Origin of the sequence: Billgrantia pellis (genome assembly GCF_008297955.1) — a bacterium.
GTDB classification, from domain to species: domain Bacteria; phylum Pseudomonadota; class Gammaproteobacteria; order Pseudomonadales; family Halomonadaceae; genus Halomonas; species Halomonas pellis.
Map to the genome: position 1 here is coordinate 14,170 of NZ_VTPY01000005.1, position 24,375 is coordinate 38,544.

18 protein-coding genes and 2 pseudogenes are annotated in these 24,375 nt (G+C 65.6%); 10 read left to right on the forward strand and 10 right to left on the reverse strand.

The window, feature by feature from the left end:
* Nucleotides 1-2: 2 nt before the first annotated feature.
* A complete protein-coding gene (locus F0A17_RS13230) occupies nucleotides 3-767 on the reverse strand; it encodes a FadR/GntR family transcriptional regulator (RefSeq protein ID WP_149328835.1) in 765 nt (254 codons plus the stop codon).
* Nucleotides 768-893: 126 nt separating this feature from the next.
* Nucleotides 894-2,045 carry a fumarylacetoacetate hydrolase family protein gene (locus F0A17_RS13235; protein ID WP_149328836.1) on the reverse strand — a complete coding sequence of 384 codons (1,152 nt, stop codon included), beginning with the start codon at nucleotides 2,043-2,045 and terminating at the stop codon, nucleotides 894-896.
* Between the two features lie 159 nt (nucleotides 2,046-2,204).
* Here F0A17_RS13235 and F0A17_RS13240 point away from each other — a divergent pair, with 159 nt between their 5' ends.
* Both F0A17_RS13240 and F0A17_RS13245 read left to right on the forward strand, forming a co-directional pair.
* Nucleotides 2,205-4,004, forward strand: a complete 1,800-nt coding sequence (locus tag F0A17_RS13240; protein WP_149328837.1) for an IlvD/Edd family dehydratase — start codon at nucleotides 2,205-2,207, stop codon at nucleotides 4,002-4,004.
* 34 nt (nucleotides 4,005-4,038) lie between these two features.
* On the forward strand, nucleotides 4,039-4,923 hold the full coding sequence (locus tag F0A17_RS13245; protein ID WP_149328838.1) for an SMP-30/gluconolactonase/LRE family protein: 885 nt from the start codon (nucleotides 4,039-4,041) through the stop codon (nucleotides 4,921-4,923).
* Here F0A17_RS13245 and argE read toward each other — a convergent pair.
* Nucleotides 4,920-6,074, reverse strand: coding sequence for an acetylornithine deacetylase (argE, locus tag F0A17_RS13250; protein ID WP_149328839.1), 1,155 nt, complete (start codon nucleotides 6,072-6,074; stop codon nucleotides 4,920-4,922). The two genes, F0A17_RS13245 and argE, sit on opposite strands and share 4 nt — an antisense overlap.
* Before the next feature lie 268 nt (nucleotides 6,075-6,342).
* Here argE and katG point away from each other — a divergent pair.
* Together katG and rhuM are read left to right on the forward strand one after the other, a co-directional pair.
* A pseudogene (gene katG / locus F0A17_RS13255) lies at nucleotides 6,343-8,563 on the forward strand (catalase/peroxidase HPI).
* A 294-nt stretch (nucleotides 8,564-8,857) separates the two neighbouring features.
* The gene (gene rhuM, locus F0A17_RS13260) at nucleotides 8,858-9,868 is read left to right on the forward strand and encodes a RhuM family protein (RefSeq protein ID WP_149328840.1); all 1,011 of its coding nucleotides are present in this window, start codon (nucleotides 8,858-8,860) and stop codon (nucleotides 9,866-9,868) included.
* Between the two features lies 1 nt (nucleotide 9,869).
* On the opposite strand, the pseudogene F0A17_RS13265 reads toward rhuM, so the two are convergent.
* The 4 genes and pseudogenes from F0A17_RS13265 to F0A17_RS13280 all read right to left on the reverse strand — a co-directional run.
* Nucleotides 9,870-9,956, reverse strand: a pseudogene (locus F0A17_RS13265) (type II toxin-antitoxin system YoeB family toxin); the annotation flags it as partial.
* Between the two features lie 39 nt (nucleotides 9,957-9,995).
* On the reverse strand, nucleotides 9,996-10,364 hold the full coding sequence (locus F0A17_RS13270; RefSeq protein WP_149328841.1) for a YciI family protein: 369 nt from the start codon (nucleotides 10,362-10,364) through the stop codon (nucleotides 9,996-9,998).
* Nucleotides 10,365-10,451: 87 nt separating this feature from the next.
* Complete coding sequence (locus F0A17_RS13275; RefSeq protein ID WP_149328842.1) at nucleotides 10,452-13,754, reverse strand: AAA family ATPase; 3,303 nt, start codon at nucleotides 13,752-13,754, stop codon at nucleotides 10,452-10,454.
* Nucleotides 13,751-15,028, reverse strand: coding sequence for an exonuclease SbcCD subunit D (locus F0A17_RS13280; RefSeq protein WP_149328843.1), 1,278 nt, complete (start codon nucleotides 15,026-15,028; stop codon nucleotides 13,751-13,753). The genes F0A17_RS13275 and F0A17_RS13280 overlap by 4 nt, the downstream gene beginning before the upstream one ends.
* Before the next feature lie 133 nt (nucleotides 15,029-15,161).
* On the opposite strand from F0A17_RS13280, the gene nfi reads away from it, so the two are divergent.
* Nucleotides 15,162-15,857: a deoxyribonuclease V gene (gene nfi, locus F0A17_RS13285; protein ID WP_149328844.1), complete on the forward strand. Its 696-nt coding sequence runs from the start codon at nucleotides 15,162-15,164 to the stop codon at nucleotides 15,855-15,857.
* 66 nt (nucleotides 15,858-15,923) lie between these two features.
* On the forward strand, nucleotides 15,924-16,487 hold the full coding sequence (locus F0A17_RS13290) for a DUF1415 domain-containing protein (RefSeq protein WP_149328845.1): 564 nt from the start codon (nucleotides 15,924-15,926) through the stop codon (nucleotides 16,485-16,487).
* On the opposite strand, the gene F0A17_RS13295 is transcribed toward F0A17_RS13290, so the two are convergent.
* Complete coding sequence (locus tag F0A17_RS13295) at nucleotides 16,484-17,362, reverse strand: aldo/keto reductase (protein WP_149329224.1); 879 nt, start codon at nucleotides 17,360-17,362, stop codon at nucleotides 16,484-16,486. The genes F0A17_RS13290 and F0A17_RS13295 overlap by 4 nt on opposite strands.
* A gap of 168 nt (nucleotides 17,363-17,530) precedes the next feature.
* Here F0A17_RS13295 and F0A17_RS13300 point away from each other — a divergent pair, with 168 nt between their 5' ends.
* Nucleotides 17,531-17,962: an OsmC family protein gene (locus F0A17_RS13300; RefSeq protein WP_149328846.1), complete on the forward strand. Its 432-nt coding sequence runs from the start codon at nucleotides 17,531-17,533 to the stop codon at nucleotides 17,960-17,962.
* Nucleotides 17,963-18,020: 58 nt separating this feature from the next.
* On the opposite strand, the gene F0A17_RS13305 is transcribed toward F0A17_RS13300, so the two are convergent.
* Together F0A17_RS13305 and F0A17_RS13310 are read right to left on the reverse strand one after the other, a co-directional pair.
* Nucleotides 18,021-18,692: a gamma-glutamyl-gamma-aminobutyrate hydrolase family protein gene (locus tag F0A17_RS13305; RefSeq protein WP_149328847.1), complete on the reverse strand. Its 672-nt coding sequence runs from the start codon at nucleotides 18,690-18,692 to the stop codon at nucleotides 18,021-18,023.
* A complete protein-coding gene (locus tag F0A17_RS13310) occupies nucleotides 18,689-19,708 on the reverse strand; it encodes an amidoligase family protein (protein WP_149328848.1) in 1,020 nt (339 codons plus the stop codon). Before F0A17_RS13310 ends, F0A17_RS13305 begins: the two co-directional genes overlap by 4 nt.
* Before the next feature lie 257 nt (nucleotides 19,709-19,965).
* Here F0A17_RS13310 and F0A17_RS13315 point away from each other — a divergent pair, with 257 nt between their 5' ends.
* The 3 genes from F0A17_RS13315 to F0A17_RS13325 all read left to right on the forward strand — a co-directional run bounded on the left by F0A17_RS13315 (nucleotide 19,966) and on the right by F0A17_RS13325 (nucleotide 24,295).
* The gene (locus F0A17_RS13315) at nucleotides 19,966-22,239 is read left to right on the forward strand and encodes a mechanosensitive ion channel family protein (protein WP_422671004.1); all 2,274 of its coding nucleotides are present in this window, start codon (nucleotides 19,966-19,968) and stop codon (nucleotides 22,237-22,239) included.
* Nucleotides 22,240-22,442: 203 nt separating this feature from the next.
* Nucleotides 22,443-23,222, forward strand: coding sequence for a ThuA domain-containing protein (locus F0A17_RS13320; protein WP_149328849.1), 780 nt, complete (start codon nucleotides 22,443-22,445; stop codon nucleotides 23,220-23,222).
* On the forward strand, nucleotides 23,219-24,295 hold the full coding sequence (locus tag F0A17_RS13325) for a Gfo/Idh/MocA family protein (protein ID WP_149328850.1): 1,077 nt from the start codon (nucleotides 23,219-23,221) through the stop codon (nucleotides 24,293-24,295). Before F0A17_RS13320 ends, F0A17_RS13325 begins: the two co-directional genes overlap by 4 nt.
* Nucleotides 24,296-24,375 lie beyond the last annotated feature (80 nt).

Consider the following 24,375-nt stretch of genomic DNA (forward strand, 5'->3'; position numbering starts at 1 on the left):
GCCTAGGCCGGCTCCAGCCAGCTGCCCAACGTCCCATCTCCCGGCTCGATGCCCAGTGCGTCGGCCGTGCCCTGCAGCACATCACGGGCCGCCAGGAAGGCGTCGCGGGGCTGGCGGGTGCGGATAGCCTCCATCACCCGGCGGTGACGCTCGAAGCTGGCCTCGGGGTCGGCAGTGCTGTCGTTGGAGGTTTCCACCAGCAAATGGATCGAAGGGCGCAGGATATGCGAGAGCTGCGCCCAGACGATGTTGTGGCTGGCCTTGAAGATGGCGACGTGGAAGGCGACGTCGTAGTCGCTGTACTGGCGACGCTCCTCCGCGCTCTCGGCATGGAGGTGGCGGCTCATGCCCTCCAGCGCCTCCTCGATGGCCACCAGGTCGAGGGCCTTGGCGCGCCGTGCGGCCGTCATCGCCACGTAGGGTTCGACATCCAGGCGGAAGGCCAGAATCTCGCGCTGGATGCGTGGGTTGGGCGAGGCATAGCGGGTCATCCACTCGGTCACCGACGGGTCGAGGATGTTCCACTCCTCGTAGTCGCGCACCTTGGAACCGTGACCGGAGATCCGCGCGATGATGCCGACGTCGACGAGTTGGCGCAGGTCGCTCCTCACCGCCGAGCGGTTGATGGCGAACTGTTCGCACAGAGCGAGCTCCTTGGGAACGAAGTCGCCGGGCTGGTAGCGCCCGGAAAAGATGGCTTCGGCGAGATACTCCACCACACTGGGGCGGACAGGCTTTGCGGGGCGCTTCGGCGGCGTAGCGGTCATGGCAGCTCATGTCGATGATTTGCCACGCAAAGTGCCATATGTTCAACATATTGGCAATGCGGCCTAGGTCGCAACGACAGGGCGGGAATGCCGCCCTGTCGTTGCGTCGGCTCTCTTCGATAACGCCTAGCGGCGGTGCGCCAGCCAGGCGCGAATACCGAAGGACCAGGGTGGCAGGCGATCCGAGCGGTCGACGCGATTGACCAGCGCACCCAGGGCCGGGGTGGCGATGGTGACGCTGTCGCCGATATGGTGGGTAAAGCCCTGGCCCTCGCCGTCGCGGTCCTGGATCGGCGAGAACATGGTGCCGAGAAACAGCATGAAGCCGTCCGGGTACTGGTGGTGCGCGCCGACGGTCTGGCGCACCAGATCGAGCGGGTCGCGGCTGATCTCGCGCATGTCGCTCTCGCCTTCGAGCAGGAAGCCGTCGTCCTCACCCTCGATGCGCAGCGTGACATGGGCCTGGCGCACGCTGTCCAGCGTGAAGCGCTCGTCGAACAGGCGAATGAACGGTCCGATGGCGCAGGAGGCATTGTTGTCCTTGGCCTTGCCCAGCAGCAGGGCGCTGCGGCCCTCGACGTCGCGCAGGTTGACGTCGTTGCCGAGCGTAGCGCCCCTGGGTTCGCCCTGGGCATCCACCGCCAGCACGATCTCGGGCTCGGGGTTGTTCCATTTCGAGGCCGGATGCAGGCCGACACGGGTACCGAAGCCCACCGAGGAGAGTGGTTGCGCCTTGGTGAATACCTCGGCGTCGGAGCCCAGGCCCACCTCCATGTATTGCGACCAGGCGCCGCGGGCCTGCAGTGCCGCCTTGAGTGCCATGGCCTCGTCGGAACCCGGCGCGATGCGCGACAGGTCCTGGCCGATCACCTCGTTGAGCTCGGCACGCAGCTGGCTGGCCTTGGCCGCATCGCCGCCGGCCTGCTCCTCGATCACCCGCTCCAGCAGGCTCACGGCGAAGGTCACGCCGCAGGCCTTGATCGCCTGCACGTCGCAGGGTGCGAGCAGGTAGGGCGCTCGCTGCGGTTCGTCCAGGGAGTTTTGCAGCAGGGTAGCGACAGGGCCGAGCGACTCGCCTTCCACGCCTCGGGCGAAGTCGGCGGCATCGTCGCGGTCGAGCAGGTCGGCCATGCAGTCGCACTGGGCGGTGATGTCGACCACCTCCCCTCGGCGCACCACCACCAGAGCCGGGCCGTCGTCACGCCATACGCGGCCCACCAGCAGGGCCTGCTCTACGTCCTGGGGAAGGTAATGGGTAGTCTCGTTAGCGTCGTTCACGTCTCATGCCTCGCGTTTGCCGTCGACTAAACGTGACATACCTGGCCAGCGTGGACCACCCTTGGCGAGCCGATCGCTAAAATCAAAACTTAACGATTTCCTCCACGACCCAATAACGAATCCGACCTGCGTGGCCGGACAGCTACATGAGGATCGCTCATGACCGACCGCAAGATCACGCCCGACCAGTTGCGTTCGCGCTGGTGGTTCGATAACCCCGACCACCCGGGCACCACGGCGCTGTGCATCGAGCGCTACATGAACTACGGCATCACCTTGGAGGAGCTCGCCAGCGGCAAGCCGATCATCGGTATCTGCCAGTCGGGCTCCGACCTGACGCCGTGCAACCGCCACCATATCGAGCTGGTCAAGCGGGTCAAGGACGGCATCCGCGCCGCCGGCGGCGTGCCGTTCGAGTTCCCGCTGCACCCCATTCACGAGAACGCGCGGCGGCCCACCGCCGCGTTGGATCGCAACCTGGCCTACCTGGGCTTGGTCGAGGTGTTGCACGGTTATCCGCTCGACGGCGTGGTGCTCACCACCGGCTGCGACAAGACCACACCGGCGAGCCTGATGGCCGCCGCCACGGTCAACATTCCCGCCATCGTGCTCTCGGGCGGGCCGATGCTCAACGGTTGGCGCGGGCCGGACCGGGTCGGCTCCGGCACCATCGTCTGGGAGCTGCGCAAGCGCCTGGCGGCGGGCGACATCGACTACGCCGAGTTCCTCGCCCGGGCCAGCGACTCGGCCCCCTCGGTGGGCCATTGCAACACCATGGGCACCGCCTCGACCATGAACTCCATGGCCGAGGCATTGGGCATGAGCCTGCCTGGCTCGGCGATGATCCCGGCGCCCTACAAGGAGCGCTCGATGGTGGCCTACGACACCGGCGGGCGCATCGTCGACATGGTGTGGCAGGACTTGCGGCCCAGTGACATCTTGGTCCGCGAGGCGTTCGAGAACGCCATCGTGGTGTGCTCGGCGCTGGGCGGCTCCTCCAACGCGCCGATCCACATCAACGCCATTGCCCGCCACTCGGGCGTCGAGCTGACCAACGACGATTGGCAGGCGTTGGGCCATGCCATCCCGCTGCTGGCCAACGTGATGCCCGCCGGGGCCTATCTCTCGGAAGAGTTCTACCGCGCCGGCGGCGTGCCGGCGGTGGTTCATGAGCTGCTTGGCGCCGGCAAGCTCCACGGCGAGGCGTTGACCGTCAACGGAAGAACGCTGGCCGACAACTGCGCCGGGCGCGAGACCCAGGACCCCGAAGTGATCCGCCGCTACGACAACCCGTTGGTCGAGCAGGCCGGCTTCCTCAACCTCAAGGGCAACTTGTTCGACTCGGCGCTGATGAAGACCAGCGTGATCTCCGCCGACTTCCGCGCGCGTTTCCTCTCCAATCCGGACGACCCCGACGCCTTCGAGGGCAAGGTGGCGGTGTTCGACGGCTCGGAGGATTACCACGCGCGTATCGACGATCCGACGCTCGACATCGACGAGGATACGATACTGGTGATGCGCGGTGCCGGTCCGGTGGGGCATCCGGGTGGCGCCGAAGTGGTCAACATGCAGCCGCCCGAGGCGTTGATCAAACGCGGCATCGAGTCGCTGCCGTGCCTGGGCGACGGGCGCCAGTCGGGCACCTCCGGTTCGCCCTCGATCCTCAACGCCGCGCCCGAGGCGGCCACGGGCGGCGGCCTGGCACTGCTCGAGGATGGCGACCGCCTGCGCGTCGACCTCAATCGTGGCGAGGTACGCCTGCTGATCGACGACGCCGAGATACAGGCGCGACGCGAGCGCCTGGAGAAGCAGGGCGGCTATCGCTATCCCGATCACCAGACGCCGTGGCAGGAGATCCAGCGCACCTTGGTCGACCAGCACGACCAGGGCATGGTGCTCAAGCCGGCGCCCAAATACCGCGACGTGGCGCGCCAGAGCCCGCCGCGCGACAATCACTAAGATCATGGAAGCCGTGAAATACGAGGGTGGAGTCATGCCAGAGGGCAGCATTGAAGTCGCGGTCGAGCTCGACATGAGCCTGGGCGAGAGCCCGGTGTGGTCGGTAGCGCGTCAGACGCTCTATTGGGCCGATATCAACAAAGGCCATGTCTACGCCTGGCGCCCTCGGGACGGCGGTGTGCCGACGCGTATCGAACTGGGCGAGAAGGTGGGCTGCGTGGCGCTCACCGATACGGGCTTGGTGGCGGCCGCGGCGTCGGGCATCGTGCGCCTGCCCGAGAACGGCGAACCCGAACGGCTGGCGGCCAATACCGAATGGCAGGCGGGGCAGGGCAACCGCTTCAATGACGGACGCTGCGATGCCGCCGGACGGCTGTGGGTGGGGACTATCGCCACGGACGAGTCGAGCCCCACGGCGGCGCTCTACTGCCTCGACAAAGGGGAACTGACGCAGCGTGTGCCCGGCATCGGTATCTCCAACGGGCTCGCCTTCAGCCCCGATCGGCGCTGGCTCTACCACACCGATTCGCCGACCCGGCGCATCCTGCGCTACCCCTTCGATGTCGACAGCGGCGCACTGGGGGAAAGCGAAACCTGGGTCGACCTGGAGGCGCTGGGGTTGCCCGGGGTGCCCGACGGCGCGGCGGTGGACAGCGAAGGGTGCTACTGGAGCGCGCTCTATGACGGCGGCCGCGTGGTGCGCTTCTCGCCCGAGGGCGAGCTGGTTGCGGAGCACGAGGTGCCGTGTCCGCATCCGACCATGGTGGCCTTCGGTGGGGCCGACCTGCGCACGCTCTACATCACCACCGCGACCCAGCACCTGGATGCCGAGGGCAAGGCGCGCTGGCCGCTGGCCGGCAGCCTGCTGCAGATGCAGACTGGCGTTGCGGGACTCGCCGAGCCTGACTTTACAGGCTAACGGCTGGCCAGCCGGCGCCCCAAGGCCTGCATGAAGCGGGTGCCGGCCGCGAGCTGCTCGATCTCGATGTACTCGTCCGGTTGATGTGCCTGACGGATGCTGCCGGGGCCGCAGATCACGGTGGGCAGACCCACGCGCTGGAACTGACCGGCCTCGGTGGCGTAGGCCACCGCGCCGCTGGGCTGCTCACCGAGCAGCTCGCGGCACAGGCCGAGCACCTCGGCATTGTTGTCGTCGGCCAGCGCTGGCACGGTAACGTTGAGCGCTTCGGTGACAATGCCGGCCTCGGGTGCGCGGCGCTGCATCTCGACCTCGAGCTCAGCGGCGTAATCGTTCACCCGGGCGATCAGATCCTCGAAGCGATCCTTGGGCAGGTGGCGAATCTCCCACTCGAAGGTGCACTCGCGGGCCATGATGTTGATTGCGGTACCGCCGGCGATCTTGCCCACGTGCAGGCTCGAGTGAGCAACGTTGAAAGCCTCGTCGATGCGACCCTCGGCACGCAGCTCGGCCATCACGTCCTCGATCTTCGTCACTAACCGCGCGGCCACATGGATCGCCGAGACGCCCTGGTCGACCTGGCTGGAATGCGAGGCGCGGCCGGTCACCGTGGTGCGCAGGTTGGTGGCGCCCTTGTGGGCCACCACCGGCTGCATCATTGTGGGCTCGCCGACGATCACCGCCGCGGGGCGCGGGTGGTCGGCCATCAATCTTTCGATCATGCGCGGTGCGCCGATGCAGCCCACCTCCTCGTCGTAGGAGAGGGCCAGGTAGAGCGGTGCACTGAGTTCCAGGTTCACCCATTTCGGCAACTCAGCCAGGGCGCAGGCGATGAAGCCCTTCATGTCGCAGGTGCCGCGCCCGTAAAGCTTGCCGTCGCCCTTGTCGTTCAGGGTGAACGGGTCGGTGGACCACGGCTGGCCATCGACCGGTACCACATCGGTGTGGCCCGAAAGCACCACGCCGCCTGCCACATCCGGCCCGATGCGCGCCAGCAGGTTGGCCTTGCTGCCGTCGTCGCTCTCCACCCGCCAATGATCCACTCCATGCTCGTCGAGGTAGCCTTCGACAAAGGCGATCAGGTCGAGGTTGGAATCACGCGAAACGGTGGCAAAGCCCACCAGGCGCTCAAGCATTTCGGCGGCGGTCATGACGCACTCCTTTCATCACAATGCCGAAAGCCTACCACGACTGGATTGGCCGAAGGCCATTACGGGTGGCCGCGGATAGCTGGTTTTAAGCTATTTACGATGGTTGTGGTGGAATCAATAGTTAATGGCTATTGAGGCGGTGCGGAAAAACAAGTCCTCCTAATAGATCCTACTGATATATCTAATGTCACGCTGATGGCGAGCAGGAAACACGATAGGTCATCGGCACCGCTTTTTGCACAACAAAGCGTCACTAACGGAGAGCGTCATGGATCAGAAAGTCGATAGCACCGCAGGCAAATGCCCCGTCATGCACGGGTCTCGCACCAAGCAGGGCGATACCGGCAACTCCAATCATGACTGGTGGCCCAACCAGTTGAACCTCAACATCCTCACCAGCACTCTCCGAAGTCCAACCCGCTGGGCGAGAATTTCGACTACGCCGAGGCGTTCAAGTCCCTTGACCTGGCAGCCGTCAAGCAACTCCTCGAAGCACTGATGACCCACTCCCAGGAGTGGTGGCCGGCCGACTATGGCCATTACGGCCCGCTCTTCATTCGCATGGCGTGGCACAGTGCCGGCAGCTACCGGGCGGGCGATGGCCGCGGCGGTGCCGGCACCGGCACCCAGCGTTTCGCGCCGCTCAACAGCTGGCCCGACAACGGTAACCTGGATAAGGCACGCCGCCTACTTTGGCCGATCAAGCAAAAGTACGGCAACAAGCTCTCCTGGGCCGACCTCTACATTCTGACCGGCAACGTCGCGTTGGAGTCGATGGGCTTCAAGACCTTCGGTTTCGCCGGCGGACGCGAAGACGTCTACCAGCCGGAAGAGGACATCTACTGGGGCGCCGAGGACGAGTGGCTGGCCACCAGCGACCATGCCAGGAGCCGCTACAGTGGCGAACGCGACCTGGAGAATCCGCTGGCCGCGGTGCAGATGGGGCTCATCTACGTGAACCCGGAAGGCCCCGACGGCAACCCGGATCCGCTGGCATCCGCCCGGGACATTCGCGACACTTTCGCCCGCATGGCCATGAACGACTATGAGACCGTGGCGTTGACCGCCGGGGGCCACACTTTCGGCAAGACCCACGGCGCCGGTGATCCGGTCAACGTCGGACCCGAGCCGGAAGCCGCCCCCATGGAGGAGATGGGCTTCGGTTGGAAGAGCCGCTACAAGAGCGGCAAGGGTCGCGACACCATCACCAGTGGCCTGGAAGGTGCCTGGACTCCGACGCCGACCCAGTGGGACATGAGCTACTTCGACGTGCTGTTCGGCTACGAGTGGGAACTGACCACGAGCCCGGCCGGCGCCAAGCAGTGGGTGCCCAAGAACCTGGCCGAGAAGGACATGGCGCCGGATGCCGAAGATCCGAGCAGGCGGGTTGGCATCATGATGTCCACCGCCGATATGGCCATGCGCGAGGATCCGGAGTACCGCCGGATCTCCGAGCACTTTCACAACAACCCGGAAGAGTTCGCCGACGCCTTCGCCCGTGCCTGGTTCAAGCTGACCCACCGCGACATGGGGCCGAAGGCACGGTACCTCGGCCCGGAAGTCCCGGCGGAAGAGCTGATCTGGCAGGACCCGGTGCCGACAGTGGACCATGAACTGATCGATGCGCAGGATGTCGTCAATCTCAAGAGCAAGATCCTCGGTTCCGGCCTGAGGGTGGCCGAGTTGGTCTACACTGCCTGGTCGTCGGCCTCCACTTTCCGCGGTTCCGACATGCGCGGCGGGGCCAACGGTGCGCGTATTCGCTTGGCCCCGCAGAAGACTGGGAAGCCAACCAGCCCGAGCAATTGGCCGAGGTGCTCAAGACGCTGGAAAGCATCCAGAGCGACTTCAATGCGCTGCAGTCCGGCAAGCGGGTCTCGCAGGCCGACTTGATCGTGTTGGGTGGCGCTGCCGCCATCGAGAAAGCAACCAAGGATGCCGGTCACGCCATCGAAGTGCCGTTTACACCGGGGCGTACCGACGCCAGCGACGAGCAGACCGATGTCGAATCCTTCGAGTGGCTGCGCCCCGAAGCCGACGGCTTCCGCAACTACCGCCGGACTCGCTTCACCATCTCCGACGAGGAGATGCTGGTGGACAAGGCCCAACTGCTGGGGCTCAGCGCGCCGGAGATGACCGTGCTGGTGGGTGGCCTGCGCGTGCTCGAGGCCAACTACGGCCACTCGCGCCACGGCGTGTTTACCGATCGCCCCGGCACCCTGACCAACGACTTCTTCGTCAATCTGGTCGACATGGGCACGCACTGGCAGCCGACCTCGGCGGAGGCCGACGTGTTCGAGGGACGCGACCGCAAGAGTGGCGAGCTGAAGTGGACCGGCACCCGCGTCGACCTGATGTTCGGCTCCAACTCGCAGCTGCGCGCGATCAGCGAGATCTACGCCCAGGACGACGCCAAGGAGAGGTTCGTCAGAGACTTCGTCGCCGCCTGGAACAAGGTGATGAACGCGGATCGTTTCGACCTGGCGTAATGCTCATCGAAATGCGACGTGACAGAGGCGCCTCGGCAACGGGGCGCTTTCTTCGTCTCGCAGTTTCTTGGCTGGACTATCTTCGGTTCCTAAAATAAGCCGTCTGCTTATTTTAGTTTCGGCCGGAAACTAAAATAAGGCGTACTGGCTGGTGTGGACGGGTGCTATGGACGCTTGGCGACCCGAGGCGACACCGCGTAGCATTACGGCACGATTCATCCGCGGCCGTTGGTCGTCTGTATCATAAGAGCCTGAGCCTCAGGTGCAGGAGGCGGCTGTGACAGGGACAACGACATGAATACCCATAGCCAGGGCCTCCTGGTCATCTACCAAGATGGCAATCACTCCGTGGAAGTGCAGCTCGACGCCGAACGGGATACCGTCTGGTTGAGCCAGCGACAGATGGCAGAGGTCTTCGACACTTCAACCGATAACATCAGCCTGCATCTGAAGAATATCTATGCTGATGCGGAACTGAACGAATCGGCAACTACCGAGGAATCCTCGGTAGTTCGCCAAGAGGGGCGTCGGCGGGTGACGCGGCGCGTCAGGCACTACAACCTTGATGCCATAATTTCCGTGGGTTATCGCGTCAACTCGCAGCGGGCGGTGCAGTTCCGCCAATGGGCCACACGGGTTCTGCGTGAGCATCTTACCCAGGGCTGGACGCTGAGCCGTCAACGCTTCGAGGAGAATGCGCGCGAGCTGGAGGCCGCCATGGCTCTGGTGCGCAAGACGTCCAGCAGCCCGGCGCTGGATACCGATAGCGGTCGCGGACTCGTCGATATCGTTACCCGCTATGCTCAGACTTTTCTGCTGCTACAGCGCTATGATGAGGGCCTGCTGACCGAGCCACGGGCTCAGGCCGGTGGCCTGCTGTCAACTCCGGAAGAAGCCCGCACGGCGCTTGCTTCGCTCAAGGCCGAGCTGATGGCGCGAGGGGAGGCGACCGAGCTGTTCGCTCGCGAGCGTGGCGATGGCCTTGACGCGCTGCTGGGCAATCTCGACCAGACAATCTTCGGCGAACCGGCCTATCCTTCGGTGGAAGCCAAGGCGGCTCATCTGCTCTATTTTGTCGTCAAGAACCATCCCTTCGCTGACGGCAACAAGCGCAGTGCTGCCTACCTTTTCGTGGATTTTCTCTACCGCAACAGCCGCTTGCTCAACGAGCATGGCGAGACGGTGATAAATGATGTGGGTCTGGCAGCACTTACACTGCTGATCGCCGAATCCGACCCTGCCAATAAGGAAACCATGATCCGGTTGATCATGAATATGTTGGTTCGCCAAGGTGTAGCGGATTAAGTCAGTAATGGTATCGCAGCTGCGCGATCAACAGAGCATCCTCGGTGACCTTGTAGACGAGGCGGTGCTCGTCATTGATGCGCCGTGACCTGGTGGTCGTCGAGATAGGGGAGGGAGAATAACCCGCTCAGTAGCGGCTTTCGGGTCGCAATTCTTCCTCGACGGGCCTCACCTCGATGGTGCCAAGTCGCGCTGACGGCCAGCCGGCAGCAATCTCCAAGGCTTCCTCTTCTGACGCGACCTCGATCAGGAAGAAGCCGCCTAGCTGCTCCTTGGTCTCGGCAAAGGGCCCATCGGTCATGGTGAGTTCGTCATCACGAATTCTCAGGGTGTGAGCCTTGGTGGCGCTCTGCAGGGCGTTGGTCAGGACCAGCCTGCCTCGTCTCTGCAGGTCCGCCACATAATCCAGGGTTTCCTGTAGTAGCTCATGCCACTGGGCTTCCGTCATTTCGCTGAATATTCGCTCTTCCTCATAGGCGAGACAGAGGTACTTCATGGGAGACCCTCACGTTGGGAATGCTGCCCTGTAGAAGATGACGCACGGGATGGGCCGGCGCAATGGGCCGTGAAGGGCGACGAGACGTCAAAGGCTGACCAACCTCGCCCGACTCGTGCCACTGCCCAACGGCTCCACCTGGATCTGCACCGGAATACGCTCGTGCATCTCCTGCACGTGAGAGATCACGCCGACGCGGCGGCCGAGTGCCTGCAGGCCGTCGAGCGCTTCCATGGCGAGTGCCAGCGACTGCGGGTCGAGGCTGCCGAAGCCTTCATCGATGAACAGCGACTCGATGGTGAGTTCGCCCGAGGCCATGGAGGCGAGCCCCAAGGCCAGCGCCAGCGAGACGAGGAAGGTTTCGCCGCCAGAGAGCGAGTGCACCGAGCGGCGCTCGTCGCCCATGTCGTGGTCCACCACCAGCAGGCCGAGTTCGCTGCCGCCGCGTATCAGCCGGTAGCGCCGGCTGAGGCCGGTGAGGTGGGCGTTGGCGTGCTCCAGTAGCTGGTCGAGATTGTAGGCCTGGGCGATGCGGCGAAAGACCTTGCCGTCGGCGGAGCCGATCAGCTCGCTGATGCGCCCCCAGCGCACATGCTCGGTGCGTGCCGCTTCCAGTTCGGCCTGGCCCTCCTGCTGGCGCGTGCGCCTGCGATCGTCGTCGCGCAGGGCGTGAACGGCCTCGTCGCGTGTCTGCTGGGCTTGCTCCAGCTTCGGCTCAAGGGCCTGCCGTTCGGCGACGAGCGCCTCTCGACGATTGGCGATTTCCGCTTCGACGGCTTCGCCCAGTAACGCCTCGTCGCTGTTGTCATTGGCCAGCGCCTGCCCGCGGCGGTGCTCGAGCAGGGCGTGGCGCCGCTCGGCGAGGCTCGCCTCGGTGCGCTGGCGGGCCTCGTCGGCATTGGTCAGTTGGCGTTCCTCACGTTCGGCTTCCGCCTCGGGCTGCGCCAACAGCCGGGCCAGCGTGGCGTCGTCCAGCTGCGGGTGGGCCTGGCGCCAGTCGGCCAGTTCCCGCTCCAGCGAGGCGCCTTCCTGAATGAGCTGCTCGATGCGCTCGGCTTCGTGATTCGTCTGCTGGGTAAGCCGCGCCTGTTCGCCCTCGGCACCGTGGCAGCGCTCGATGGCCTGGTCGCGCTGCTGACGTGCCGACTCCTGACGCCCCTCCAACGCCTGCTGCCAGGCCTCAGCGGAGGCATGTTCGCCGAGCAGTGCCTGGAGAGTAGCGGCCAGTTCGCTGTGCTGCTGGTGCATGGGAGGTAGACGTTCGCTCTGTTTGCTCAACTCCTCTTCGAGCGCGGTCCGTCTGGCCTCGAGCTGGGCGAGCCCGAGCTCGCCCTGGCGCAAGGCTTCCTCGACCGGGTCCAGCCCGGCCTCGGCGTGGGCCAGTGCCTGGAGCGTGCGTTCACTCCGCTCGCGTTCGCCGTCGCTCTCGCGGCGCTGGTACGCCAGCCAGGCGTCGCGCTCGGCGGTATCGATGGCGCTGAGTTCGGCGTGCAATGGATGCTCGGCCAGGCCCTGCTGCGCCAGGGCCTGGCGACTGTCGGCCTGCTGCAGCTCCTGGCGGCAGCGGGCCATCGCTGCGGTGACGGCGCGGTACTCGCCTTCGAGCTCGTCACGCTCCCGTTGGGCCTGTTCCCACGCCTGCCGGGCCTCGGCTAGCTGTTGTTGCTCCTCTGCCTGCTGGGCGGCCAACTGTGCCGCCTCGGGGGTGGCGGGCGGCTGGTGGCGGTAGGGATGGTCGATACCCCCGCACACCGGGCAAGGATTACCTTCCTGCAGCGCCTCGCGCAACTGCGCCACGCTTTCGCTGCGGGCGGCGCGGCTGCGTTCGATGAAGTCACGCAATGTGGCGTAGTGACGTTCCCGCTCGTCGAGCCGCTCCCGCGCGGCCTTGCCTTGGGCGGCCAACTCAGCCCGACGCTTTTCATCCAGGGCCAGGCGTTCGCCAAGCTGACGCTGGGCCTGCTCGGCGCGCCAGGCCTCCTGCCATCGGTTTTCCAGCTCTCCCAGGGCGAGGCTGCGGCGGGCGGCCCGGTCGTGGGCCTGTTGGGCCGTCTGACATGCGGCGTCGAGCCGCTCGTGGCCTCCCATCAACCTACGCAGCGTAGCCTGCCATTCGTCGCGCTGTCGTTTGTACTCGAGCTGCCTGGCTTCGGCTTGCCGGCGCTGCTCGGCCAATCGCTCGGTCTGTTGTCGGCAGTCGCGATGCTGCGTCTCGAGCTCGGCCAACTGCTGGCCCAGGGTGACGAGTGACTGGGTCTGTTCGCGGGCCTGGCGTAGGGCGGGTTCGGCCTGCTGGCGGGCCTGGGTGGCTGCGTCCAACTGCTGTGCGGCCCGGTCCCGCGCCTGCTCGGCGGCCTGTTGGGCGGCTTTGGCCTGCTCGAGGGCTTTGAGCGTTTGCCGGTGGGCGTCCTCCAGCGCGGCGATTTCACCGGGCAATGCGGCCTGGCGCAGCAGGCGGTGGCGCTGAGGGGCCAACAGGCGTCGGCATTCGCGATCGACTCTTGCGCCAGCAAGCGAGTGCCACTGCGCTTCGGCGTCACGCTGCTGCCGAAGCCCCTCGGCATAGGCCTGGCGCAGCCGGTGGTCGGTGGCGTGCCACTGCTGGCGAGCCATCAGGCTTTGATTCTGCTGTTGCAGGGTGGCCAGTTCGCTCTCAGCGGCTTTGGCATCGCGCTCCAGCTCGGCGCGGGCTTCGGGCTCGGCGGGTAGGTCGTCGGCGAGCCGGGCCTGAAGCGCATCGGTGCGCTTTTTCGCCTCGCTGGCGCGGCGGTAGGCGGCCATGGAGATCAGCGAGTATTCGGCGGTTCCGGTCAGGCGCTCGAGCAGGTCGCTGCGTTCGTTGTCGTCGGCCTTGAGGAAGGCGGCGAACTCGCTCTGGGCCAGCAGCACGGCGCGGGTGAACTGGTCGAAGGTGAGCCCCAGGCGCTCCGGCAGCAGGCGGTCGAATTCGCGCTTCTGGGCAGTGAGCAGGCGCTCGTCGTCCAGGTCGGTGAGCGACTGCTCCACGGCTTGCAGGCGACCGCCAGCCTTCTCGCGAGCGCGGCGAACGGCCCAACGGGAACGGTAGCGGCGCCCGTCGCGGCCGAGGAAGTCGACCTCGGCATAGCCGCTGGCGGTGCCCCGTCGCAGCAGGGTACGCGGGTCGGCGGTGCTCACCGTTTCGCCCTCCACGTCGGGCAGCGGGGCGTCGCGGCCGGGGGCCTGGCGCAGTCGTGGCGTATTGCCGTAGAGCGCCAGGCACAGGGCATCGAGCAGGGTGCTCTTGCCGGCCCCGGTGGGGCCGGTGATGGCGAACAGGCCGGCATCGCTGAGCGGCGGTACCGTGAAGTCGAGCTCCAGCGGGCCGGGCAGGGAGGCGAGGTTGGCCAGGCGCAGGGCAAGGATCTTCATGAGCGATTCTCCCCGATGGCTTCCTCGCCATCGGCGTCGAGCACGTCCTGCAGCAGCCGGTCGAAATCGGCCATCACCTCGGCGGCGGGGGCTTCGCCCCAGCGGGTTTCCCAGGTGCGTTCGAAGAGCTTTCTCGGGCCCAGCTGTTCCAGATCGACTCGCTCCGGTGCTTCTTCTCCTTCGAACTGGGGCAGGCGGCGCTCCAGGCGCAGCAGGCGCAGTGCCTTTCCCTCCAGCGCGGCTTCCACCTGGGCGCGCAGGTCGGGTACCGGGGCGGTGAGCGAGACGCGGACCTCGAGCCAGGGCCAGCGCTCGCGTGGCCGAGTCGGGTCGTCAGTAAGCGTTTCGAGCTCGGCGAGTACCTGATCCAGCGGGGCGGGGCCGATGCGATGCATGGCCACCGGGCGCGGCACGGGAATCGCTTCCGTGGCGGCGAGGGTTTCGCCTTCCAGCACCGCTTCCACGACCTGATGGGAGTAGGCCACTTCGCTGAAATCCAGCGGCAGCGGGCTGCCGCTGTAGCGAATGCGCGCCTCGCCGACCTGCTGGGCGCGGTGCAGGTGGCCCAGCGCTACATAGGCGATATCGGAGGGAAAGAGGCCAGCGGAGATCGACTCCTCGCCGCCGATCACGATGGGGCGTTCGCTGGCCTCGGAAACGGCGGCGCCGTGCAGGTGGGCGTGGCTCATGGCCACCAGCGCCTGGCCTGGGCTGCGTCGCTTGCGTGCGGCCTCGATCAGCTGTTCGTGAACGCGGGAGATACCGGCGACATAGTCGTTGCGTGGCTCGCCTTCGTTGCCGTCGACGGCCAGGCTGTGACCGGTGACCTCGGCAGGCCGCAGAAAGGGCAGCGCCAGGCACCAGGCGCAGGTTTCGCCGGCGGCATCGGTGAGCGGTACCAGCAGGTGCTCGGCATCGAGCGTGCCATCGTCGAGCCAACTCACCCGGCCCAGGGCGTGGGTGCGCAGGCGGCGCATCAGCGGGGCCGGTAGCTCGATGCGGTTGCCGCTGTCGTGATTGCCGGCGATCAGCACGATGTCCAGCATCGGCAGGCGCTCGTGGGCGGCGACGATGAAATCGTAGAGCAATTCCTGCGCGCGCAGCGAGGGGTTGACCACGTCAAAGACATCGCCGGCGACAAGCAATGCGTCGGCCTCGCGGGTAACAAGCGTGTCGAGCAGCCAGTCGAGGAAGGCGCGATGCTCGGCATGGCGCTCCTGACCGTGGAAGGTCTGGCCCAGGTGCCAGTCGGCGGTGTGGATCAGCTTGAGCACGGTATCCCTCGTCGTCGGTTCTGCGCCGATGATACACGAACACACCCCGGCTCCGTCGTTACCGGCTGGCCTTGGGAAGTGAACCGCGACCGCCTACACTGCCGAACAGTCAACGTTGTGCAAGGAAGCCAGAATGATGCCACTGCATGAATGGACCCCCACTCCCGAGAAGGCTATCGCGCTGCAGCGCGAGCTGGCGCCACGCATCGAGCGCGAAGACCGGCTGGCGCCGGTACGTCATATCGCAGGCGTCGATATCGGCTTCGAAGAGGAAGGGACCATCACCCGGGCGGCAGCGGTGGTGCTGGCCTGGCCCGGCGATCCACTTGTCGGGCTGGAGATCGTGGAGCATGTCGTGCACCGCGAGCCGACCCGCATGCCCTACATTCCCGGGTTGCTCTCCTTTCGTGAGATTCCCGCGGCATTGGCGGCCTTCGACAAGCTCACGATGCGGCCCGAGCTGGTGATGGTCGACGGCCAGGGCATCGCTCATCCACGGCGCCTCGGGGTGGCCTCGCACCTGGGGCTGTGGCTCGACCTTCCGACCATCGGCGTGGCCAAGTCACGATTGTGCGGCGTGCATGACGAGGTGCCGGAGGCGCGCGGTGAATGGACGCCGCTGCGTCATCGCGGTGAGGTCATCGGTGCGGTGCTGCGCACGCGTGTCGGCGTCAAGCCGGTGTTCGTCTCGCTGGGACATCGCATCAGTCTTGAGACATCGCTCGACTGGGTGGTGAAATGCCTGGGCCGCACCAAGCTGCCGGAGCCGACTCGACTGGCGGACCGGCTGGCCTCTCGCCGAGGGGCGATGCCGCGCCCGGCGGATTGAGCCGAAAGTTTTGCAAATTCGGGCGACGCGCTGGACCATGGTGGCTTTCGTCCTCCGAGCCCCACCATGTCCGAGACCTTGACGCCCGCCTGTATCGCTACCCGCGCCTGGGTGGAAACCTTCGTCGTCGCCCGCCATGTATGTCCCTTCGCCAGCCGCGAGCTGGCGAACGACACCGTTCGCTTCGTCGAAGTGAAGGCGCAGCGCTGGGAGTCCGCTCTCGAGGCGATGATCGATGAATGCCGCCGGCTCGACGCGACGCCCGCCATCGAGACCACCCTGATCGTGCTGCGACCCGGGCTAGAGACTTTCGATGCTTACCTCGACTTTCTCGCGGTGGCCGAAGCGCTGCTGGTCGAGCAGGGTTACGAGGGCATCTATCAATTGGCCAGTTTCCACCCCGGCTATTGCTTCGAGGGTGCCGAAGAGAACGATCCCGCCAATTTCACCAACCGCTCGCCCTGGCCGATGCTGCACCTGTTGCGCGAGGCGGGGCTGGAACGGGCCTTGGCGCACTATTCCGATCCCGAGGCGATCCCTGAGCGTAACGTCGAGGCGATGCGCCGGCTCGGTACCGAGCAGTTGGTCGATGAACTGGCGAGCCTGCGCGCTTCCCTCGACAAGCGTTAGACGATGTCGAGCGGTACTTTCTTGTTCGGTGCCGGAAACGCCTCGTCGAGCCGGGCCAAGGCGTCGTCGTCGAGCCTGACGTTGAGCGCCCCGGCGTTCTGTTCGACATGGGGCGGCTGTACGGCCTTGGGAATGGCAATGGCATCGCGCCGGCCCTCGACAGGGCGGATGGCCCAGGCCAGCAGCAACTGGGCGGGGGTAATGCCGAGCCCATCGGCCACTTCACGCACCGCCGGATGATCGAACAGGTCCCGGCGCAGCTGGCCGGCTTGGGCCAGTGGGCAATAGGCCATCAGCGGCATGCCGAGGCGCTGCATCAGGGGGCGCAGGGAGTGCTCGATGCCGCGTGAGCCCAGGTGGTAGAGCACCTGGTTCACTGCGCAGGCGTCGCCACCGGGCAGTGCCGCCAGTGTCTCGAGTTCGTCAACGTCGAAGTTGGATACCCCGAAGCGGCGGATCTTGCCCTGCTCGCGCAGGCGCTCGAACGCTTCGAGCGTTTCCTCCAGCGGGACGTTGCCCGGCCAATGGAGCAGGTAGAGGTCGAGAGAGTCGGTGCCGAGGCGCTTGAGACTGCGTTCGCAGGCTTCGATGGCGCTCTCGCGCCCCGCGTTCCACGGGTAGACCTTCGACACCAGGAAGGCCCGGTCGCGGCGACCCGCAAGCGCCTCGCCGACCACTTCCTCGGCGCCGCCATCGGCATACATCTCGGCGGTATCGATCAGTGTCAGGCCCAGCTCCAAGCCGTGCTGGAGGGCACGTACCTCGTCAGGACGAGGGGCGCGGCCCTCGCCCATGTACCAGGTACCCTGGCCGATGGCCGGCAGTTCGACGGCAGGTTCGTAGGCGGTGGCGGGCAGGGTCACGCGGGGCGACATTGTCGGGGCCATGGGAATTGATGACATAGGGTTCCTTTTTTCTGGAAAATATTTTCATATTTATGCCAATCAGGGATGGCGAAGACAAGTCGATGCGCTATGGTGAGGAGTGGCGGCGGCACCGTGTGTCGCCGCATTGGTCCGTTTCCATCATCGCGAGGAGTCGACATGAGCATCAAGAAGAGCGGTAGCGCTGTCTGGCAGGGTAGCCTGAAAGAAGGGAACGGTCAGGTCTCGACCGAGAGCGGCGCGCTCAATGACGTGCCCTATAGCTTCGGCAAGCGCTTCGAGGGCCAGCCGGGCTCCAACCCCGAGGAACTGATCGGAGCGGCCCACGCCAGCTGCTATTCCATGGCGCTGTCGATGATCATGGGCGAGGCCGGCATGTCGCCGGAGCGCATCGAGACCCAGGCCACCGTCACGCTCGACCAGGATGACGGGGGGTTCACCATCACCGCTGTGCATTTGAAGACGCGTGTGCGCAGCCCCGGGGCGGATGCGTCCGCGTTCCAAGGGGCCGCCGACAAGGCCAAGGAGGGATGTCCCGTCTCCAAGCTGTTCAAGGCCGAGATCACCCTCGACGCTTCGCTGGACAACTGACGGGTGCGACTCGCAGCCGAAGTGTTTGACGGCCACCCCAGCGGTGGTCGTCATGCGTTCATGCCATGCCGCGGCGTGCCGCATCGACCAGGGCGTGAACCAGACGCTGCTGGGGACGGTTGAAGATCAACCATTCCGGGTGCCATTGCACGCCGATCAAGAAGTCGTGCCGGCGCGACTCGATTCCCTGCACCAGGCCATCTCGATCGCGGGCGACGATTGTGATGTCGCGACCCGCGTCCTGTACGGCCTGATGATGCAGGCTGTTGATGCGACACCAGCTCACCTTGAGGATACGGTGGAGCTGGCTGCCGGGGACGATATCTACCGTCTTGCGCGGCAGGACGGTGCGGCGGCGCTTGAGTCCCTCATGGGTGGTGTAGATATCGGGGTCGAGCGTGCCGCCCAGGTGCACGTTGAGCAACTGGGCGCCGCGGCAGATGCCCAGCACCGGTTTGCCTTGGGGAATGAAGCGCTCCATGAGCTCGAGTTCCAGCTCGTCGCGCTGGGGATCGATGCGCACGTCGAGCTGCACCTCGCCGCCGTAGAGGTGGGCCTGGATGTCGTCGCCGCCACCGATGATCAAGCCGTCCAGGGCCATGGGCAGGGAGCGTGAGGGCGACAGGCGAACCGGACGTCCTCCGTGTCGCCATACCGCGAACCAGTCGAACCACCAAGCCATGCGACTCTTGTCATCCGACGTGGTGATGCCGATCACGGGACGTGTCATGGGTGTGGGCGGACCTCCTTGATCCAGTCGCATAGCCTACCGACCATACGGGCCAGGGGCGAACGGGTATGATGGTTGACATAGCGGGCGGCGCGCTCGTGTAGCTCCTTTCGATCAGCGGCCAGCCGCTCCACGGCCACCCAGCGATTCCACTCCACCACGGCTCCCCAGCCTCGCTGGGAGAGCTGGGCGTTGGGCAGACGATAGTGAAAGGTTGGCCGGGGCTTGATCAGGTTGTCGCAAAACAGCGGATCGGGATAGTCCGGACGCAGATGAGCGAACAGCGGGTAGAAGTCGAGTTCACGATTACGGGTGGGGTTGAACTCGAGATAATCCGCGATCAGGACATCCAGATCCGGCGCATAGTCGGGATCGAGTACCTTGAGCGCGTAATGCTTGGGGAATGGGTTGGCATGGGGCAGTACCTCGCGGGTGATGTCGATATCGATCTCCCGGCGCAGCCAGGGGGCAAGCAGCAGATAGGCACGGAACTGCGCCAGCAGATAGTCGACATCGAGATGCGCGGCCTCGGGATTGAGGTGCAAGCCGAAGCCATAGAGCAGGCTGGCATCGGTGCCCTTGGCGCCGTGGGCGTAGAGGGCGGTGAACAGCGCGTCGAATTCCCCCAGCTCGTCCCAGGGCACCGGAGGGCTGACGATCTCCGTCGGCACCAGGCCGGTCACCACGTCGCCGATCAGCTCGCGTGTCTTGTTGTGGAACTCCAGGCGCATCTGATGGCGCTGCCGTTCCCACTCGGTATCGTGACGCGGCGACGTTTCCTGAAGTCTGGCATCGGGATGCGCATACTGGGTATCGAGCTCGATGGTGAAATCTCCCCAGCGTGTGCCCGCTACGCGATAACGGTGGGGGCTGATCGGCTGGAGCTCGCCACCGAACAGGTCGCAGACCAGCTCGCCGGTCTGCTGAGGTGGCAGGCCGGCGAATTCGATTTCGACGCCGACCCGGCGTGTCCTACCCTGGACATTCAGCGGCTCGGGTGGTGATTGAGGCAGCATGAAGGCATCCTGTGCGACTCGAGAGTCTGATCGCCAGCCTAGCACAGTGCGGCAGAGGTTCGGCAGGAACCCGATACCGCTCAACCGCTGTCACGGGGCACGACGAACGAAACAGGAGCTTTGCTACGATGCCAGGAGGCGTTTTCCTCATCGGTCTTCCCAGTCTCGCCTGCGTGCGCCACTCCGCCGGCGTGGGCATCGCCACGTGCCGGGCTCTCCCTGTCGCCGTGGGCCGAGGGCTTGTTTGGCTGATGGTGATGGTCCTGCTGCTGGCACACGGCGGGGCGCTGCAGGCGCAGGGTCTGTCTCTCGGGGGATTGGGTCAGGAGGAGCCCGCTCAGGAGCATGATGCCGAATCCTTCCAGCAATCGCTCGATGAGGTAATCTCCACGCTCGAAGATGACGAGCGGCGCGGTGCCTTGCTTGACGAACTGCGCGACATCCAGGCGGTGCAGGCGGGGGGCGGTGACGCTGGCACCAGCGCGCAACGTCAGGGGTTGCTTGGCGCGCTGGCAGATACCTTCAACGAACTGGGTGAGCAGGCCGAGGCCGGCGAGTCGCCGCTCGACGACTGGCAACATCAACTGGAGCGGGGTTGGGGCGATCTCAGCGATCTAGTGGTCGAGACGGAGCCTGGGCAGTTGTTGCGCTTCACGGTGGAGAGCGCCGTGTTGCTGACGATCTGGGCCGTGCTGCTGGTGGCGCTGATCGCGCTGGGCCGGTTGCTGTTCGTGCGTCGCGATCTGCCGCTCGACCTGCCGCGTGAACCGCGCGGCTGGCTACTGGCGTTACATTTCCTGCGGCGCATGTTGCCGTGGGCTCTGGCGTTCGCCACGGTCATGGGAATGGTACAGTTGCTACCGCCGAGTCCCGGCCGCACGTTGGCCTTGATTTTTGCCTATCTGGCCTTGTGCGGGCGCACGTTGTCGGTCGTCGTCGAATGCGTGGTCTCGGTCTTCACACGTGGGCATCGCTTCACGGCGGTACGGTTGCTGCAGCAGCGTGGGCTGCGCAAGCTCTTCGTGATCGGTGCCTTGATCGCGCTGGGCGATGCGCTGCATTCCGACCGGCTCACCGTGATCGTGGGCGAAGAGCTGTCGGCGCTGGGCTCGGTGCTCGCCAACATGCTGGCGGCACTGCTCAGCATGCGTTTCATCTTTCAGTTCAAGCGCCCCATCAAGCACATGATCCGCAACCGCCCCTGGCCGGTGCGGCGCGATGGCGGCAGCAGCGTGGAGCTGGCTCGCATCGTCGGCGAGTTATGGCATGTGCCGGCGCTGCTGATGGTGATCGGGTCACTGCTGGCTATCTTCCTCAGCGTGGGGGATGTGGGAACGGCGCTGGCGCGCTCGATCATCTCGGCCGCGCTGCTGGTGTTGGCGTTGGTGATCGCCGGGCTGATTCAGCGACACAACGAGCGGCGCACCCAGCGGCGCCGGGTCAGCGAGTACCGTCGTCGTCTGGAACGCTTCGGCTACGCGCTTTCGCACATGGTGACCTGGATCGTTTTTGCCGAGCTGTCGCTGCAGATATGGGGGGGATCTCTGTTCGGCCTGGGCCGGGAGGGCGTGGCCGGGATCCGTATCGGCCAAGCGCTCCTGGCGCTGGGCTTCACGGTGCTGGTGGCCTGGCTGGCGTGGATCTTTGCCGACACCGCCATCCAGCGCGCCCTGATGTCCTCGGCCCGCTCGCGCGGGCGCCGTGTCAATCAGGCCCGCGCTCAGACCATCACCCCGATGATCCGCAACGTGATCTTCGCCACCATCGTGATCATTGCCGCCATTGTCGGGCTGGCCAACCTGGGGGTGAACGTCACGCCGCTGCTGGCCGGTGCGGGGGTCATCGGCCTGGCCGTAGGGTTCGGCGCCCAGACCCTGGTCCAGGACCTGATCACCGGTATCTTCATCCTTGTCGAGGATTCGCTGGCTGTGGACGATTTCGTGCAGATCAACGGCCACATGGGTACTGTCGAGAGCCTTACCCTGCGCACCGTACGCCTGCGCGACCTGGACGGCATTCTGCACATCATCACCTTCAGCGCCATCCAGTCGATCCACAACATGTCGCGCCACTTCGGCATCGCGCTGATGCGCATCCGCATTCCCCACGCCATGAAGATCGACGATGCGATCTCCCTGATGCAGGAGACCGCCCAGGAGCTGCGTCAGGACCCGGTGATGCGCCACCACATCTGGTCGCCGCTGGAGATGCAGGGAATCGACCGCTTCGAGGAGGGGGCCGCTGTGCTTCGCATGCGCTTTCGCACCGCACCGGTGATGCAATGGGACGTGGCGCGTGCCTTCAACCTGCTGCTGAAGCAGCGCATGGAGGCTCAGGATATCGACCTCGGCATACCGAGGCTCAGCATCAGCATGGAAGGGCAGCCCGGCGATCCGCTGCGGGAAACCGCCGAGTCCAGCGACGACTGGGCCCACCGGCGCGACGCCAAGGGGCGGGCGCCGGGCGAAGCGGGCATTGCCGACCCACACGACGACATCGGCCCGCAGCGCGGCGCGCCCGACTCCTCCTAAGTGTCCTGTGACGATTGGCGCGCCTTTTCGGGACGATAGGTACGTCAGCGTCGTCTTTACCAGCGGTTCGAGAACAGCTCCGGTTAGACCAAGGTTGAGTAAGTAAACGTTTACGCAGATGGCGTAAACGTTTACTTTTGTGCCACTCGCGTTACGGCGCGTACTTCTCCACCGCCGCGAGGCAAACGAAAAGGAGCTGCATGATGACGATACGGGTCACCGTCTGGGGCGAGAACGTGCACGAGCGTACCAACGCCGTGGTGGCGCGCCTCTACCCGGATGGCATGCACAACTGCATTGCCGAGGCCCTCAACGAGGACGAAGCGCTCGAGGCTCGCTCGGTCACCCTGCAAGAGCCGGAGCATGGCCTGACCGAGGAGCTCCTCGATCACACCGATGTCCTCGTGTGGTGGGGACATGCCGCGCATGGCAAGGTGCGCGACGAGATCGTCGATCGGGTCCAGGCGCGGGTCCTGCAGGGCATGGGACTGCTGGTACTGCACTCCGCCCATTACTCGAAGATCTTCAAGCGCCTGATGGGCACGACCTGCTCGCTCAAGTGGCGCGAGGCGGGGGAGCGTGAGCGGCTTTGGGTCGTCAACCCCGGCCATCCCATCGTGCAGGGGCTGGGAGAGTACATCGAGCTGCCTCATACCGAGATGTACGGCGAACCTTTCGCGGTCCCCAACCCCGACGAGGTGATCTTTATCAGCGCCTTCGAGGGCGGTGAGGTGTTCCGTTCCGGGCTTGTGTACCGGCGCGGCAATGGCAAGATCTTCTACTTTCGCCCGGGGCACGAGACCTACCCGATCTATCACGACGCCCAGGTGCGCCAAGTGCTGCGCAACGCCGCCAAGTGGGCGCGCCCCGAGGGCTCGCGCTGGATCGATCGTTGCCCTAACGTGCCGCCCGATCGGGCACCCGATCCCGTGGAAATCAAGGGTGAAGGACTCCACAAGCCCGGTGAGGAGGGGTTCAGGTGATTCGACTGGCGATCATCGGTGCCGGCAAGATGGCCAGCGGCCACGCCAGGCAATTCCAGGCGTTGGAAGGGGCCGAGGTCGTGGCGGTGTGCGACGTGGATGGCGACAGGGCACGCGCCTTCGCCGAATGTCATGGTATTCCTTCGGCCTATGGCGATCTGTCCGCGATGCTCGCTCGCGGGGACATCCAGGCGGTGAGCAACGCCACACCCGATGGCGAGCACAAGGCGACCACCCTCGCCGCGATTGCCGCCGGCAAGCATGTGCTCTGCGAGAAGCCGCTGGCCACCAACGAGGCGGATGCACGCGAGATGGAGGTGGCGGCGCGTCGGGCCGGCGTGATCAACATGGTCAACCTGAGCTACCGCGACGCCCCGGCGATACAGCACGCCCGGACCTTGATCGCGGCCGGCGCCATTGGCCGGGTGCTGCACGTCGACGCCAGCTATCGACAGAGCTGGCTGGTGAGCCATGCCTGGGGACGCTGGGACCAGGACAGCAAGTGGCTGTGGCGGCTTTCGCAGAAGCATGGCAGCAAGGGCGTGCTGGGCGACGTGGGGGTGCATATCCTCGACTTTGCGAGCTTTCCCGTGGGGGACATCACGTCCGTCAACTGTCAACTGAAGTGCTTCGACAAGGCGCCCGAGAACCGTATCGGCGAGTACGACCTGGATGTCAACGATACCGCCTTGATGCGGGTCGAGTTCGAGGGGGGCGCCTTGGGCACGCTCCAGGCGACGCGCTGGGCGACCGGTCATCACAACTCCCTGTGTCTCAGTGTGCACGGCGATCGCGGCGCCCTGCGGGTGGAGCTCGACGAGGCCAGGGATCGGGTTCGGGTCTGCCTCGGCGATGACGTGCATCCCGCCCGCTGGATTTCGGTGGAAGCGCCGCAAACGCCCAGCCTCTATCAGCGCTTCATCGAAGGCATTCGGACCGGGCACAACGATCAGCCCGATTTTGCCCGTGGTGTCGCGCTGCAGCGGGTACTGGATGCCTGCTTCGTTTCCGATGCGCAGGACCGCAGCCTGCGGCTCGCCAGGGATGGCATCGAGGAGTCGATCCCGGTCTGAATGGGCGGGGCCCGTCCGCCCCCTCCCCCTCTGTCGCGCCGAACGCCGGTTTTCGGCACAATCGCTGGCCAGACAGGGGA

Excerpts from the sequence above, each read along its gene's own strand:
- F0A17_RS13230 (WP_149328835.1), bottom strand. The coding sequence starts at position 767 with ATGACCGCTACGCCGCCGAAGCGCCCCGCAAAGCCTGTCCGCCCCAGT.
- F0A17_RS13240 (WP_149328837.1), top strand. The coding sequence starts at position 2,205 with ATGACCGACCGCAAGATCACGCCCGACCAGTTGCGTTCGCGCTGGTGG.
- F0A17_RS13245 (WP_149328838.1), top strand. The coding sequence starts at position 4,039 with ATGCCAGAGGGCAGCATTGAAGTCGCGGTCGAGCTCGACATGAGCCTG.
- argE (WP_149328839.1), bottom strand. The coding sequence starts at position 6,074 with ATGACCGCCGCCGAAATGCTTGAGCGCCTGGTGGGCTTTGCCACCGTT.
- rhuM (WP_149328840.1), top strand. The coding sequence starts at position 8,858 with ATGAATACCCATAGCCAGGGCCTCCTGGTCATCTACCAAGATGGCAAT.
- F0A17_RS13270 (WP_149328841.1), bottom strand. The coding sequence starts at position 10,364 with ATGAAGTACCTCTGTCTCGCCTATGAGGAAGAGCGAATATTCAGCGAA.
- F0A17_RS13275 (WP_149328842.1), bottom strand. The coding sequence starts at position 13,754 with ATGAAGATCCTTGCCCTGCGCCTGGCCAACCTCGCCTCCCTGCCCGGC.
- nfi (WP_149328844.1), top strand. The coding sequence starts at position 15,162 with ATGATGCCACTGCATGAATGGACCCCCACTCCCGAGAAGGCTATCGCG.
- F0A17_RS13290 (WP_149328845.1), top strand. The coding sequence starts at position 15,924 with ATGTCCGAGACCTTGACGCCCGCCTGTATCGCTACCCGCGCCTGGGTG.
- F0A17_RS13295 (WP_149329224.1), bottom strand. The coding sequence starts at position 17,362 with ATGTCGCCCCGCGTGACCCTGCCCGCCACCGCCTACGAACCTGCCGTC.
- F0A17_RS13300 (WP_149328846.1), top strand. The coding sequence starts at position 17,531 with ATGAGCATCAAGAAGAGCGGTAGCGCTGTCTGGCAGGGTAGCCTGAAA.
- F0A17_RS13305 (WP_149328847.1), bottom strand. The coding sequence starts at position 18,692 with ATGACACGTCCCGTGATCGGCATCACCACGTCGGATGACAAGAGTCGC.
- F0A17_RS13310 (WP_149328848.1), bottom strand. The coding sequence starts at position 19,708 with ATGCTGCCTCAATCACCACCCGAGCCGCTGAATGTCCAGGGTAGGACA.
- F0A17_RS13315 (WP_422671004.1), top strand. The coding sequence starts at position 19,966 with ATGGTCCTGCTGCTGGCACACGGCGGGGCGCTGCAGGCGCAGGGTCTG.
- F0A17_RS13320 (WP_149328849.1), top strand. The coding sequence starts at position 22,443 with ATGACGATACGGGTCACCGTCTGGGGCGAGAACGTGCACGAGCGTACC.